The 13,279-nt window shown below is 64.6% G+C and carries 13 protein-coding genes; 7 read left to right on the forward strand and 6 right to left on the reverse strand.

The features are described from left to right. Window positions 1-35: 35 nt before the first annotated feature. Window positions 36-1,100 carry a 23S rRNA (cytidine(2498)-2'-O)-methyltransferase RlmM gene (gene rlmM, locus B2790_RS04345; protein WP_085693043.1) on the reverse strand — a complete coding sequence of 355 codons (1,065 nt, stop codon included), beginning with the start codon at window positions 1,098-1,100 and terminating at the stop codon, window positions 36-38. A 216-nt stretch (window positions 1,101-1,316) separates the two neighbouring features. Between rlmM and acnA the strand changes: the two genes are divergently transcribed. The 3 genes from acnA to B2790_RS04360 all read left to right on the forward strand — a co-directional run bounded on the left by acnA (window position 1,317) and on the right by B2790_RS04360 (window position 6,757). Next, on the forward strand, window positions 1,317-4,058 hold the full coding sequence (gene acnA / locus B2790_RS04350) for an aconitate hydratase AcnA (protein WP_286918334.1): 2,742 nt from the start codon (window positions 1,317-1,319) through the stop codon (window positions 4,056-4,058). 158 nt (window positions 4,059-4,216) lie between these two features. Continuing rightward, complete coding sequence (locus tag B2790_RS04355; protein ID WP_025338304.1) at window positions 4,217-4,993, forward strand: CPBP family intramembrane glutamic endopeptidase; 777 nt, start codon at window positions 4,217-4,219, stop codon at window positions 4,991-4,993. Between the two features lie 198 nt (window positions 4,994-5,191). Then, window positions 5,192-6,757 (forward strand): methyl-accepting chemotaxis protein, encoded by a 1,566-nt coding sequence (locus B2790_RS04360; RefSeq protein ID WP_025338303.1) that lies wholly within the window; start codon window positions 5,192-5,194, stop codon window positions 6,755-6,757. Window positions 6,758-6,998: 241 nt separating this feature from the next. Here B2790_RS04360 and B2790_RS04365 read toward each other — a convergent pair whose 3' ends face one another. The 5 genes from B2790_RS04365 to B2790_RS04385 form a co-directional block, all read right to left on the reverse strand. Next, window positions 6,999-7,883 (reverse strand): pseudouridine synthase, encoded by an 885-nt coding sequence (locus tag B2790_RS04365; protein ID WP_286918335.1) that lies wholly within the window; start codon window positions 7,881-7,883, stop codon window positions 6,999-7,001. Window positions 7,884-7,934: 51 nt separating this feature from the next. Then, window positions 7,935-8,243 carry a hypothetical protein gene (locus B2790_RS04370; protein ID WP_004376097.1) on the reverse strand — a complete coding sequence of 103 codons (309 nt, stop codon included), beginning with the start codon at window positions 8,241-8,243 and terminating at the stop codon, window positions 7,935-7,937. 65 nt (window positions 8,244-8,308) lie between these two features. After that, on the reverse strand, window positions 8,309-8,740 hold the full coding sequence (locus B2790_RS04375) for a D-Ala-D-Ala carboxypeptidase family metallohydrolase (RefSeq protein ID WP_286918336.1): 432 nt from the start codon (window positions 8,738-8,740) through the stop codon (window positions 8,309-8,311). Between the two features lie 108 nt (window positions 8,741-8,848). Then, on the reverse strand, window positions 8,849-9,088 hold the full coding sequence (locus B2790_RS04380; RefSeq protein WP_019096182.1) for a glutaredoxin family protein: 240 nt from the start codon (window positions 9,086-9,088) through the stop codon (window positions 8,849-8,851). A 71-nt stretch (window positions 9,089-9,159) separates the two neighbouring features. Then, the gene (locus tag B2790_RS04385; protein WP_025338299.1) at window positions 9,160-10,368 is read right to left on the reverse strand and encodes an ammonium transporter; all 1,209 of its coding nucleotides are present in this window, start codon (window positions 10,366-10,368) and stop codon (window positions 9,160-9,162) included. Between the two features lie 313 nt (window positions 10,369-10,681). Between B2790_RS04385 and B2790_RS04390 the strand changes: the two genes are divergently transcribed. From B2790_RS04390 to B2790_RS04405, 4 genes are all read left to right on the forward strand, one after another. After that, a complete protein-coding gene (locus B2790_RS04390) occupies window positions 10,682-10,996 on the forward strand; it encodes a DUF883 family protein (protein ID WP_025338298.1) in 315 nt (104 codons plus the stop codon). A gap of 9 nt (window positions 10,997-11,005) precedes the next feature. Next, window positions 11,006-11,380 carry a phage holin family protein gene (locus B2790_RS04395; RefSeq protein WP_025338297.1) on the forward strand — a complete coding sequence of 125 codons (375 nt, stop codon included), beginning with the start codon at window positions 11,006-11,008 and terminating at the stop codon, window positions 11,378-11,380. Further along, a complete protein-coding gene (locus tag B2790_RS04400) occupies window positions 11,377-11,706 on the forward strand; it encodes a hypothetical protein (RefSeq protein WP_286918337.1) in 330 nt (109 codons plus the stop codon). Before B2790_RS04395 ends, B2790_RS04400 begins: the two co-directional genes overlap by 4 nt. 189 nt (window positions 11,707-11,895) lie before the next feature. Then, window positions 11,896-13,227 (forward strand): deoxyguanosinetriphosphate triphosphohydrolase, encoded by a 1,332-nt coding sequence (locus tag B2790_RS04405; RefSeq protein WP_013971681.1) that lies wholly within the window; start codon window positions 11,896-11,898, stop codon window positions 13,225-13,227. Window positions 13,228-13,279: the final 52 nt, after the last annotated feature.

Genomic DNA, 13,279 nt, shown 5'->3' on the forward strand with positions numbered 1-13,279 from the left:
CAAGAGCAAGAGCAAGAGCAAAGCGGTTCGCTGTGCTAGCGCGGCTTCAAGTCCAACCGGCGCAGATGGCAGGTCACTTCCTCGCGGTCGTGATACAGCTGCTTGCAAGCAATCGATACCTTGATCTTGCGCGCCTTGAAGGTCGCCTCCATGCGGTCGAGCAGCCGGCGTACTTCGGCATAGCGCTGTTTCATCGGCAGCTTCAGGTTGACCACAGCTTCACGGCACAACCCCTCGCCCAGCCAGGTCTCGATCAGCGAGGTAGTACGCGCCGGTTTCTCGACGATGTCGCACACCATCCAGTCCACCGGCTGCTTCGGTTGCCAGGTGAAACCATCGGCCATCAGGTGCTGAACCAACCCGGTGTCCATCAGGCTTTCGGCCATTGGCCCGTTGTCGATGGCGGTCACCAGCATGCCCCGGCGCACCAGCTGGTAGGTCCAGCCACCCGGCGAGGCCCCCAGGTCGACACCGGTCATGTCATCGCCCAGGCGCTGCTCCCACTGCTCGCGCGGGATGAATTGGTGCCAGGCCTCTTCCAGTTTGAGCGTCGAGCGGCTGGGCGCCTCGCGGGGGAATTTCAGGCGCGGGATGCCCATGGGCCACAGCGCACTGTTGTTGGCCGGGGCAACACCGGCAAATACCCGGCGGCCGCTGATGAAGGTGAGCAGCAGGCGTGGGCGGCTGGGGTCGTCGACCAGGCGCCCGGCCTTTTCCAAAGCCTTGCGCAGCGGCACCTCGAACTTGCGGCAGAAGGTGGACAGTTCCTTGCCTTCGTTGCTGTCCAGCACCTCCAGCCACAGGCTACCGAATACCGGGAACCCAGCCAGGTGCGCCAGCAGCACACTGATGCGGTCGCTTTCCGGCAGCTCGACATAACCGCCACAGGCCCACTGCCGCGGGAAAATCAGCTGGTTGAAGCGCAGTTCCCCCATCAACCGCTCGGCACCGCCCTCCTCGCTACAGACAAACTCGGCACTGGCACTTTGCGGCTTGCCTTTGGCATAGCCGGCAACACCCAGGCGGGCGGCATGTTCGCTGATTTCGGCGCACACCTCACCCTCGAAACCGGGCCGGCAATGCATGAACAGGGTATTCATCTCTCACTCCACTACGGCTGGCGCGCCACAGGCGCCGGCAGGGCGGCGATGATAAAGGAAGATCGGAACCTGCGACACGCCCCGCCGGTCCAGAAAAGGGTCAGGTAGCGCAAAGCGGTCTAACCTGACCTTTCAGCCAGGTCCGTGCCGTGCGGATCGATACAGAGCGGTGCCACCGGCAGATCTTGCCAGGCACCGGCGCAGAAGGAGTTGGCAATGCCCTCGCTCGATAGCCTGAATACCCTCAAATCCCTACAGGTCGGCGACAAGACCTACCACTACTTCAGCCTCACCGAGGCCGCCCGCCAACTGGGCGACCTGCAGCGCCTGCCCATGTCGCTGAAGGTGCTGCTGGAAAACCTGCTGCGCTGGGAAGACGGCAAGACCGTCACCGGCGACGACCTGCGCGCCCTCGCCCAATGGCTGGGCGAGCGACGCTCCGACCGCGAGATCCAGTACCGCCCGGCGCGGGTGCTGATGCAGGACTTCACCGGTGTGCCGGCCGTGGTCGACCTGGCCGCCATGCGCGCAGCCATGGCCAAGGCCGGCGGCGACCCGCAGCGGATCAACCCGCTGTCACCCGTGGACCTGGTGATCGACCATTCGGTGATGGTCGACCGCTACGGCACGCCGCAGGCCTTCAGCGAGAACGTCGACATCGAAATGCAGCGCAACGGCGAGCGCTATGCCTTCCTGCGCTGGGGCCAGAGCGCCTTCGACAACTTCCGCGTGGTACCGCCGGGCACCGGCATCTGCCACCAGGTCAACCTCGAATACCTTGGCCGCACCGTCTGGACCCGTGAAGCCGATGGCCGCACCTACGCCTTCCCCGACACCCTGGTCGGTACCGATTCGCATACCACCATGATCAACGGCCTGGGCGTGCTCGGCTGGGGCGTGGGCGGCATCGAAGCGGAGGCAGCCATGCTCGGCCAGCCGGTGTCGATGCTGATCCCCGAAGTGATCGGCTTCAAGCTGACCGGCAAGCTGGGCGAAGGCATCACCGCCACCGACCTGGTGCTGACGGTGACGCAGATGCTGCGCAAGAAGGGCGTGGTGGGCAAGTTCGTCGAGTTTTATGGTGATGGCCTGGCCGAGCTGCCCTTGGCCGACCGTGCGACCATCGCCAACATGGCCCCGGAATACGGCGCCACCTGCGGCTTCTTCCCGGTTGACCAGGTGACCCTGGACTACCTGCGCCTGTCCGGCCGCCCCGAGGCGACCGTGCAACTGGTCGAGCAGTACTGCAAAGCCCAGGGCCTGTGGCGGCAGCCCGGCCAGGAGCCACTGTTCAGCGACAGCCTGGCGCTGGACATGCATGAGGTCGAGGCCAGCCTGGCAGGGCCCAAGCGGCCGCAGGACCGGGTAGCCCTGGGCCAGGTCAGCCAGGCCTTCGACCACTTCATCGAACTGCAACCCAAGCCGCTGGCCAAAGAGGTCAGCCGCCTGGAAAGCGAAGGTGGCGGCGGCGTGGCGGTGGGCAACGCCGACCAGGCCGGGGAGATCGACTACAGCCATCAAGGCCAGACCCACACCCTGCGCGATGGCGCCGTGGTGATTGCCGCAATCACCTCGTGTACCAACACCTCCAACCCCAGCGTGATGATGGCCGCCGGGCTGGTGGCGAAAAAGGCCCTGGAAAAAGGCCTGCAACGCAAACCCTGGGTCAAGAGCTCGCTGGCGCCGGGTTCCAAGGTGGTCACCGACTACTTCAAGGCCGCCGGGCTCACCACCTATCTGGACCAATTGGGGTTCGACCTGGTCGGCTATGGCTGCACCACCTGCATCGGCAACTCCGGCCCGCTGGATGAAGCGATCGAAAAAGCCATCGGCAGCGCCGACCTCACGGTGGCTTCGGTGTTGTCGGGCAACCGCAACTTCGAAGGCCGCGTGCACCCGCTGGTCAAGACCAACTGGCTGGCCTCGCCGCCGCTGGTGGTGGCCTATGCCCTGGCCGGCAGCGTGCGCCTGGACCTGACCCGCGACCCGCTGGGCACCGGCAAGGATGGCCAGCCGGTGTACCTGCGCGATATCTGGCCCAGCCAGCAGGAAATCGCCGCTGCCGTGGCCAAGGTCGACACGGCGATGTTCCACAAGGAGTACGCCGAGGTGTTCGCCGGCGATGCACAGTGGCAGGCCATTGAGGTACCGCAGGCGGCCACCTACGTGTGGCAGGCCGACTCCACCTATATCCAGCATCCGCCGTTCTTCGACGACATCGGCGGGCCACCCCCGCAGATCACCGACGTCCAAGGTGCGCGGATCCTGGCGCTGCTGGGTGACTCGGTGACCACCGACCACATTTCCCCGGCCGGCAACATCAAGGCCGACAGCCCAGCCGGGCGCTACCTGCGTGAGCAGGGCGTGGAGCCCCGCGACTTCAACTCCTACGGCTCGCGGCGTGGCAACCATGAAGTGATGATGCGCGGCACCTTCGCCAACATCCGCATCCGCAACGAAATGCTGGCGGGCGAAGAAGGTGGCAACACCCTGCACGTGCCCAGTGGCGAGAAGCTGTCGATCTACGACGCGGCCATGCGCTACCAGCAGGAAGGCACGCCGCTGGTGGTGATCGCCGGCCAGGAATACGGCACCGGCTCGAGCCGCGACTGGGCCGCCAAGGGCACCAACCTGCTGGGGGTCAAAGCGGTACTGGCGGAAAGCTTCGAGCGCATTCACCGCTCCAACCTGGTAGGCATGGGCGTACTGCCGCTGCAGTTCAAGGCCGGGCACAACCGCAAGCAACTGGGGCTGACCGGCAAGGAGAAGATCGATGTGCTTGGCTTGAACGGCGCACAGATCCGCCCGGGCATGAACCTGCCCTTGCGCATCACCCGCGAGGATGGGCAGCAGGAGCAGATCGAGGTGCTGTGCCGGATCGATACCGTGAATGAGGTGGAGTACTTCAAGGCCGGGGGAATTCTGCATTATGTGTTGCGTCAGCTGATTGCTGGTTGAGGCGGGTATGCTTGGGGCTGCTGTGCAGCCCATCGCCGGCAAGCCAGCTCCCACAGGTAAAGTACAGCCCTTAGTCTTGATGCTATCCCTGTGGGAGCTGGCTTGCCGGCGATGGGCCGCGCAGCGGCCCCAATATTGTTCAACGAGAAGGACCCCTCGTGCCTCGCTTCCACCTGATCGCACTTTCACTCCTGGCACTCGGCTACACCCTCGCCCTGAGCCAGGGCAACCTCGGCATCACCACCCTGCCCACCTTTCTCGCCCTGCTTGCCAGCGCCTTGCTCGCTCGCCGCCCCCAGCGCTGGCAACAAGCCCTCGGCCACACGTTGTTCATCCTCCTGGCCATCGCCCTGGCATTGCACTGGCTGCCCGGCTTCAACGCAGCCAAGGTCATCGACGGCGTTGTCCTCAGCCCCGGCGCCCTGCCCTTCACGATGTACCTGAACCTGGACAAACCGCTGATCGGCGCCTGGCTGCTGCTGGCCTGCCCTTGGCTGTTCCTGTGGCGCAGCCAGGGCCTGGCGACCAGCCTGCTGTACGCCCTGCCCCTGACCCTGCTCGCCTGCCTGGGCGGCGCCTGGGCACTGGGTATGCTGGCCTGGGCCCCTAAATGGCCCGACCAGGCCTGGCTCTGGCTGCTGAACAACCTGCTGCTGGTAAGCCTGACCGAAGAACTGTTGTTCCGCGGTTACATCCAGGCCGGCCTGCAACGGCTGCTGCGCCACCAAGGGTTGGCGTTGTTCGCCGCCGCCTTGCTGTTCGGCCTGGCCCACCTGGGGGCCGGCTGGCAATGGGTGTACCTGGCCACCCTTGCCGGTATCGGCTACGGCCTGGCGTACCGCTGGGGCGGCGTGGCGGCGGCGGTGCTCTGCCATTTCGGCCTGAACCTGGTGCACTTCACCCTGTTCAGCTATCCGATGCTGGCTCTTGGCTAGCTAATCGGTCATCATTCGACTTATACGTCATGAAACAGCAGTAAAAACGCAATAATGACGCCAACTTGCTTGAACGTGCTCGCTAGCTAACCCAGATCAAGTGATGGCTTATTGCCGCAGATCAGGCACATTAATTATTCATTCAATAAAACCAGCGGCTTGCCGATACCTGTCGAAAGCCCTGCGGACTATCAACCCATGCGTAACAACCAGCCGATTACCCAGAGAGAACGGACTTTCCCTGCCCAGCAGCGGTTGATCTCCACCACCAATGCCAAAGGTGTGATCACTTACTGCAACGATGCCTTCATCGAGATCAGTGGTTTCACCCGCGAAGAGCTGACCGGTGCGCCGCACAACCTGGTGCGCCACCCCGATGTGCCGCCAGCGGTATTTGCCCACATGTGGCAAACCCTCAAGCAGGGCCAGCCGTGGATGGGTATCGTCAAGAACCGCTGCAAGTCCGGCGACCACTACTGGGTCAACGCCTATGTCACGCCGATCTTCGACAACAACCAGGTGGTCGGCTTCGAGTCGGTGCGGGTCAAGCCTACCGCCGAGCAGGTCCGCCGCGCCGAGGCGCTGTACCAGCGCATCAACCAGGGCAAGCCGCCGGTACCACGCCGGGACAAGTGGCTGCCGGTGCTGCAGGACTGGTTGCCGTTCATCCTGATCAGCCAGGTGGGCTTCCTGATCGGCAACTGGCTGGGCCATTCCTGGGGCTTCGCCCTGGCTGCCGGGCTTTCCGTACCGCTGGGCCTGCTGGGCCTGAGCTGGCAGCAGCGCGGCCTCAAGCGCCTGCTGCGCCTGGCCGAACAGACCACTTCCGACCCGCTGATCGCGCAAATGTACACCGACAGCCGTGGCGTGCAGGCGCGCCTGGAAATGGCCATGCTCAGCCAGGACGCGCGCATGAAAACCTGCCTGACCCGCCTGCAGGACAGCGCCGAACACCTCAGCGAACAGGCGCGCCAGTCCGACGAGCTGGCGCACAAGAGCTCTTCGGGCCTGGAGCGCCAGCGGGTGGAGACCGAGCAGGTTGCCGCTGCGGTCAACCAGATGGCCGCCACCACCCAGGAAGTGGCCAACCACGTGCAGCGCACCGCCGATGCCACCCAGGAAGCCAACCGCCTGACCAGCCAGGGCCGGCAGATTGCCGGTGAAACCCGCGAGGCCATCGAGCGCCTGTCGGCGGCGGTGGGCGAGACCGGCCAGACGGTGACGCAACTGGCCAAGGACAGCGACGAGATTGGTGGCGTGGTCGATGTGATCAAGGGCATCGCCGACCAGACCAACCTGCTGGCGCTGAACGCGGCCATCGAAGCGGCACGTGCCGGTGAAATGGGCCGAGGCTTTGCCGTGGTGGCCGACGAAGTACGCCAGCTGGCCCAGCGCACTGCCGAATCCACCGGGCAGATCCACGGCTTGATCGCCAAGCTGCAACAAACCGCCAGCAATGCCGTGCTGACCATGGAAACCGGCCATCGCCAGGCGCAGGAAGGCGTCGACCGTGTGATGCAGGCCGACGAGGCACTGGTGGGCATCAGTGAAGCGGTGGCCAACATTACCGACATGGCCACCCAAATTGCTGCGGCGACCGAGGAGCAGACTGCAGTGGCTGACGAGATCAGCCGCAACATCAGCACCATCGCCGACCTGGCCGACCAGACTGCCGAACAGGCCCAGCACTCGGCGCTGCTCAGCGAAGAGCTGACCAGCACGGCGGGTACCCAGTACTCGCTGGTGGAGCGGTTCAACCGCTAGGGCGGCTTCCACAGGTACGGCATGCACTTTATACCTGCGCCGTACCTGTGGGAGTAATTGTCTTGCTCAAAATCCAAAAGATTGCGCGATCACTGTGGGAGCGGGTTCACCCGCGAACACCGGCGAAGTCGGTGCCATCCGGCGCACTGGCTTCTTCGCGGGTGAACCCGCTCCCACAGGGGGCCGCGCAAGCCTTCAGAGTGCATTCCCGGCAGTTGCTCATGCAACGAGCGTGTGAGCATTACCAATCCAGCTGCAAGCAGCTCTCGAAGTAGCGCTCTTCCCCGCTCAGCGGGTCTGCAAAGCGCAGGCTCTGCGCCAGCAACTTCAGCGGCCGCTGGTAGTCATCCTCTTCGTTGACCAACTGCGGATAGAACGGGTCATTGCAGATCCCCGCCCCCAATGCCGCCATGTGCACACGCAACTGATGGGTCTTGCCAGTCACCGGCGACAGCCCGTAACGCCACAGCTCGCCATTCTTCTCCAGCACTTCGGCCAGGGTTTCGCTGTTGGCCTCCCCCTCTACCTCATACATGCGGAAAAACGGCTCGCCATGAACCAGGCGGCTTTTGTGCACCAGCGGGAAATCGTGCTGCGGCATGGCCGCGGCAATGGCCTGGTAGCGCTTGTCGATACGTCGTTCGGGGAACAGCCGTTGGTAGGCACTGCGGCTCTGCGGGTTGGCGGAAAACAGCACAAGCCCGGCGGTATGCCGGTCGATACGGTGCAACGGCACCAGATGCGGGTTGCCCAGGCGACGGATCAGGCGGCGCAGCAAGGTCTGTTCGACGTATTCGCCAGTCGGCGTCACTGGCAGGAAATGCGGCTTGTCGGCTACCACCAGGTGCTCATCCACATGCAGTACGGTCTCCTGCACCGGGATCGGCCGCTCGTTCGGCACCTCACGGAAGTAGTGCAAACGCATACCGCGCTTGTAAGGCAGTGCGGCAGAAACCGCCCGCCCCTCGGCATCCAGCACCCGGCCCCGGGCAAAGCGGTCGAGCCACTGGGCGCGGTCGATGGCCTTGAAATGGTCACACAGGCAGTCAAGCACCGTCGCCCAGTTACCGGGGGGCAGGCACACCGTGCTGGCTTGCTGGCGGGCGGGGTCGAAAGGCGTGGTCATGGCAGGGCTCGAAACGTTCACGGCCGCGCATTATCCCCCAAGCCCGCGCCCTCAACCAGCCTGGGCAATGGCTTCGCAGCGCTCCTTCAGCCAGCGCAACACCTGCACCGGCTCCCAGCGCCCAGGGTCGTAGAGGGCATACAGCAACCCCTGGTACCCAACCACGTCCAGCCCACGGTGGTAGCCGGCACGCTGGAACAGGGCCTCGATCTCGGCGAAGCAGGTATTGAAGTGGACCTTGCCGAACGGCGTACGGTCGTCGGTCACCAGGCCTTCGAGGCGCAGTTCCAGAACAGCGTCGGCCACCCGCTCGACGGGCATGCGGTTGACGCTGTACTTGAGTTGCTCGACATTGAGCATGGCTTCACCTCGATACTGTATTTATATACAGCATACGAATATCCCCTTGGCGCCGTCAATGCGCTTCATTGCAGCCCCGGCAGATAGCCGGTGCCTTTGCGGATGGTCAACACCTGGCGCCGGGGGGCGCTACGCGACACGGCCAGGTGCACCCAGTCATCGAATTCGAGGATCAACTGGTCGAAGGGGATGGCGCTTTCGCTGATCCGGCGCACCACCTCGCGCGGGCTCACTTCAATCACCGTGAAGTCAGCCGCCAGCCCCTGCAGATGCTTGCTCGTCAGCGCCCCGCCAATGCGCTGGTTCACTGCGGGGCTGCGATAGCCGCTGCTGACGATGACTGGTGCACCGAACAGCGCACGCACCTGCTCCAGTGCATTGCACAGCAACTGCAGGTTGGCACGCGCTTCGGCTGGAGGATTGTTGTCGAGCCCTTCCCTGGCGGCGAGCTGCGAAATGATCATTTCATCGAGGGTGAAATGGGGGGAAATACGCATGACTGGGTTCCTGATGACCGGTGAAGGATGCCGGCCTCAACGTGCCGGCAGCGGATCATCACAACGCAGCACACCGCATGGAGCAGGGACAGACCTCCCCTGGCGCGATTACTGCGCGAGAAACGCCACCACCTGTTCGGCATCGAACGGCCAGTGCAGCTCGCCGCCATTGTCACAGCGGCGCAGCACCGGAATGATCAGGCCATAGCGTTCGAACAGGGCTTCGTTCTCGGCAATGTCGACCAGCTCCACCAGCAGGCCATGGTCGACGAAGGGCATCAGCACGGCCTCGGCCACTTCACACAGGTGGCAGCCGAGGGTGCCGAACAGTTGGCATTCAGGCAGCATGGGGGCAAGTCCGCTTTGGCAGGGAGAAACCTATTCTAGGTCCGTCCTGCCGTCCGTGCACCTGACCTGGCTCAATCCTGGCTGGTGGCGCCGATACGGTGCAGCGACAGGTCCGCGCCCTGGAACTCCTGCTCATGGCTCAAGCGCAGCCCATGCAGCGCGCGGATTGCACCATACACTGCAAAACCGCCGGCCAATGCCACCACCACGCCCATCAGGCTGCCCAGCAACTGGCTGACCAGGCTGACACCGCCCATACCACCCAGCACCTCCTGGCCGAAGATGCCGCAGGCCATGCCACCCCAGACACCGCACAGGCCATGCAACGGCCACACACCCAGCACATCATCGATCTTCCAGCGGTTCTGCGCCGCGGTGAAGGTCCAGACGAACAGCGCGCCCGCCACCAGGCCGGTGGCCAGCGCACCAATCGGGTGCATAAGGTCGGAACCGGCACAAACCGCTACCAGCCCGGCCAGCGGCCCGTTATGCAGGAAGCCTGGGTCGTTACGCCCGGCCAGCAAGGCCGACAGGGTGCCACCGACCATGGCCATCAGCGAGTTGATCGCCACCAGGCCGCTGACACCCTGCAAGGTCTGGGCACTCATGACGTTGAAGCCGAACCAGCCGATGATCAGGATCCACGACCCCAATGCCAGGAAGGGAATGCTCGACGGCGCAAACGCCACCAGCCGGCCATCGCGGTAGCGCCCGCGGCGCGCGCCCAGCAGCAGCACCGCCGCCAGCGCCAGCCAGCCACCCATGGCATGCACCACCACCGAGCCGGCAAAATCATGGAACGGCGCGCCGAAGCGTGCCTGCAACCAGGCCTGAACGCCCAGGTTGCCGTTCCACACCACGCCTTCGAAGAACGGGTAGATGAACGCCACGATCAACGCCGTGGCACACAATTGCGGCACGAAGCGCGCCCGCTCGGCGATGCCCCCGGAGATGATCGCCGGGATCGCCGCGGCAAAGGTCAGCAGGAAGAAGCACTTGACCAGCGCATAGCCATGGTCAGCCGCCAGCGCCGCCGCTGGCTGGAAGAAGTTGACGCCGTAGGCGATCCAGTAGCCGATGAAGAAGTACACCAATGCCGAGATAGCGAAGTCGCTGAGAATTTTCGACAAGGCGTTGACCTGGTTCTTGTGGCGCACCGTGCCCACTTCGAGAAACGCGAAGCCGGCGTGCATGGCCAGCACCAGAATGGCGCCCATGAGAATGAACAGGGTGTTGGAACCGTGGACCAGGGAGTCCATCGCGCTGTGCATGTTTTCCATGAAATAGGCAGACCTGCTGAAAAAGGCACCAGGACAGTTCAAGAACCTGCATCCCTGCACCGAATCGGTGCCAGCCCCCTGCCCTGTTTCGGTGATCCGGGCGGAGCCTGCGTGGTTTTTTCTTGGGTTTGTCGTGGATTGGGTTAAGGTTTATCGGTATCCGCTGCGCTGGCGCCCCTAATCGGCGCAATACCTGCCCGGGGCGCCCCGCAACGTGGCAAAGCCTTAGCAAGGCCCATACCAGCGCCCGCACTTGAACCTTCCGCGCGTGCTATCACTCGAACTACCAACACTCATCGACAGGGAGACACCCATGGCCAGCAAATCGGCAAAGACTGCACAAGAGATATTGATGGCTGACTTCCAGGCACTGGTCCGCGACACCGAGAAGCTGCTGGCCGACACCGCCAACCTGGCCGGCGACCAGGCTGACGAGTTGCGTGAACAGATCCACGACCGCCTGGCCCAGGCCCGCGAAAGCCTGCAGCTGACCCAGGACTCGGTGCGCGAGCGCGGCCAGGCAGCACTGGGCAGTGCCGAACAGTACGTGCAGGAAAAACCATGGCAGGCGATCGGCATTGCCGCTGGCGTCGGCCTGTTGATCGGCCTGCTGGCCAACCGGCGCTAAGGGGTTCCCATGGAGAACGACGCCAACGGCGCCAGCGCCTCGGGCAGGCGCCTGGGCGCGGCTGCCCTGGGGCTGCTGCACAGCCATATCGAACTGTTCGGCATCGAGTTGCAGGAGCAGAAGGGCCGCACCTTGAGCCTGCTGCTGTTCGCCGGCCTGGCCCTGGTATTTGCCCTGCTGCTGCTGACGGCGCTGTCCGGGCTGTTGCTGGTATTGCTGTGGGACAGCTATCGCCTGGCCGGCATCATCGGCCTGTGCGTGTTCTACGGCATCGCCGCGCTGTATTGCGGCCTGCGCCTGAAGGCAGCGGTGTTCGACGAGTCGTCGCCCTTCGGCGCCACCCTCGAGGAACTTGCCAAGGACCGGGAGCGCCTGTTGCCATGAACCTGCCAGAACTGCCAAACACCCGAAACCCGCGGGAACTGCGCAAGGCGCTGCTGCGCCTGCGCATGGAAATGCACCGCCAGGAAATCCGCCACGAGTCCGCGCAGTTGCTTGAACCACTGCGCCGCGTGCGCGGCATGGGTAGCTCGTTGCACGACGGGCTGGGCATCAAGCATGCGCCGCTGTGGGGGATTGGCGCCGTGGTGGCGCTGGGTTTCCTCACCGGCAAGGGCGTGCGCAGCGGCAACCTGGCGCGGCTGTTGCGCCTGGGCACCAGCCTGCTGCCGCTGCTGCGCCTGTACCTGCAAGGCAGCCGCCGCCCCTGAGCGTTTTCCGTCGACTGCACCGGCCCTATCGCCGGCAAGCCGGCTCCCACCTCGACCGCATCGGCCTCAAGCCATGTGCAATCCCTGTGGGAGCCGGCTTGCCGGCGATAGGGCCATTACAGGCTTACCCCTTGCGCTGCCCTTCCAGACACCGGAAGCTATACCCCTCGATCCACAGGAGACCGCGCCTTGGACTGGCACACCCTGCTCACCCGCGAACGCCTGGGCAAAGCCCTGTACAGCGCCGATGAACTCGGGCGCAGCCCCTTCCACAAGGACCACGACCGCATCATCTTCTCCGGTGCCTTCCGCCGCCTCGGGCGCAAGACCCAGGTGCACCCGGTTTCCAGCAACGACCATATCCACACACGCCTGACCCACTCGCTGGAAGTCAGCTGCGTCGGCCGCTCGCTGGGCATGCGCGTCGGCGAAACCCTGCGCGACAGCCTGCCGGACTGGTGCGCCCCCAGCGACCTGGGGATGATCGTGCAGTCGGCCTGCCTGGCCCATGACATCGGCAACCCACCGTTCGGCCACTCCGGCGAAGACGCCATCCGCCACTGGTTCCAGCAGGCCGCGGGGCGTGGCTGGCTGGACGACATGAGCGACGACGAGCGCGCCGACTTCCTCAACTTCGAAGGCAACGCCCAAGGCTTTCGCGTACTCACCCAGCTGGAGTACCACCAGTTCGACGGCGGTACCCGGCTGACCTATGCCACCCTCGGCACTTACCTGAAGTACCCGTGGAGCGCACGCCACGCCGACGCCCTGGGCTACAAGAAGCACAAGTTCGGCAGTTACCAGAGCGAACTGCCGCTGCTCGAGCAGATCGCCCGCAAGCTCGGCCTGCCGCAACTGGAACACCAGCGCTGGGCGCGCCACCCGCTGGTCTACCTGATGGAGGCTGCGGATGACATCTGCTACGCGCTGATCGACCTGGAAGACGGCCTGGAAATGGAGCTGCTGCAGTACGCCGAAGTCGAAGCGCTGCTGCTCGACCTGGTCGGCGATGACCTGCCGGAAACCTACCGTCAGCTCGGCCCAGGCGACTCCCGGCGGCGCAAGCTGGCGATCCTGCGCGGCAAGGCCATCGAGCACCTGACCAACGCTGCCGCCCGCGCCTTCGTCGAGCAGCAGCAAGCCTTGCTGGCCGGCCAGCTGGCGGGCGACCTGGTCGAACACATGCACGGCCCGGCCAAGCGCTGCGTGCTGCAGGCCAAGGACATGGCACGCAACAAGATCTTCCAGGACAAGCGCAAGACCCTGCACGAGATCGGCGCCTACACCACGCTGGAGATTCTGCTGAACACCTTCTGCGGCGCCGCCCTGGAACAGCACGGCGGACGCACGCCGTCGTTCAAGAGCCGCCGGGTACTGGACCTTATCGGCAACAACGCCCCCGACCCACACGGCTCGCTGCACAGCGCCTTCCTGCGCATGATCGACTTCATCGCCGGGATGACCGACAGCTATGCCAGCGAAATGGCCCGGGAAATGACCGGGCGCTCCAGCCCGACCTGAGCCCTGCCGGTGCAGCCCGGGCATTGCCCGGAGCTGCACCGTGTATTGTGGG

Origin of the sequence: Pseudomonas sp. UBA6753 (assembly GCF_002453565.1) — a bacterium.
Lineage (GTDB): Bacteria > Pseudomonadota > Gammaproteobacteria > Pseudomonadales > Pseudomonadaceae > Aquipseudomonas > Aquipseudomonas putida_Z.

What these genes read in the sequence shown, in the direction of transcription:
- B2790_RS04360 (WP_025338303.1), top strand. Translation starts at nt 5,192, where the DNA reads ATGCGTAACAACCAGCCGATTACCCAGAGAGAACGGACTTTCCCTGCC.
- rlmM (WP_085693043.1), bottom strand. Translation starts at nt 1,100, where the DNA reads ATGAATACCCTGTTCATGCATTGCCGGCCCGGTTTCGAGGGTGAGGTG.
- B2790_RS04395 (WP_025338297.1), top strand. Translation starts at nt 11,006, where the DNA reads ATGGAGAACGACGCCAACGGCGCCAGCGCCTCGGGCAGGCGCCTGGGC.
- B2790_RS04390 (WP_025338298.1), top strand. Translation starts at nt 10,682, where the DNA reads ATGGCCAGCAAATCGGCAAAGACTGCACAAGAGATATTGATGGCTGAC.
- B2790_RS04380 (WP_019096182.1), bottom strand. Translation starts at nt 9,088, where the DNA reads ATGCTGCCTGAATGCCAACTGTTCGGCACCCTCGGCTGCCACCTGTGT.
- acnA (WP_286918334.1), top strand. Translation starts at nt 1,317, where the DNA reads ATGCCCTCGCTCGATAGCCTGAATACCCTCAAATCCCTACAGGTCGGC.
- B2790_RS04370 (WP_004376097.1), bottom strand. Translation starts at nt 8,243, where the DNA reads ATGCTCAATGTCGAGCAACTCAAGTACAGCGTCAACCGCATGCCCGTC.
- B2790_RS04385 (WP_025338299.1), bottom strand. Translation starts at nt 10,368, where the DNA reads ATGGAAAACATGCACAGCGCGATGGACTCCCTGGTCCACGGTTCCAAC.
- B2790_RS04400 (WP_286918337.1), top strand. Translation starts at nt 11,377, where the DNA reads ATGAACCTGCCAGAACTGCCAAACACCCGAAACCCGCGGGAACTGCGC.
- B2790_RS04365 (WP_286918335.1), bottom strand. Translation starts at nt 7,883, where the DNA reads ATGACCACGCCTTTCGACCCCGCCCGCCAGCAAGCCAGCACGGTGTGC.
- B2790_RS04375 (WP_286918336.1), bottom strand. Translation starts at nt 8,740, where the DNA reads ATGCGTATTTCCCCCCATTTCACCCTCGATGAAATGATCATTTCGCAG.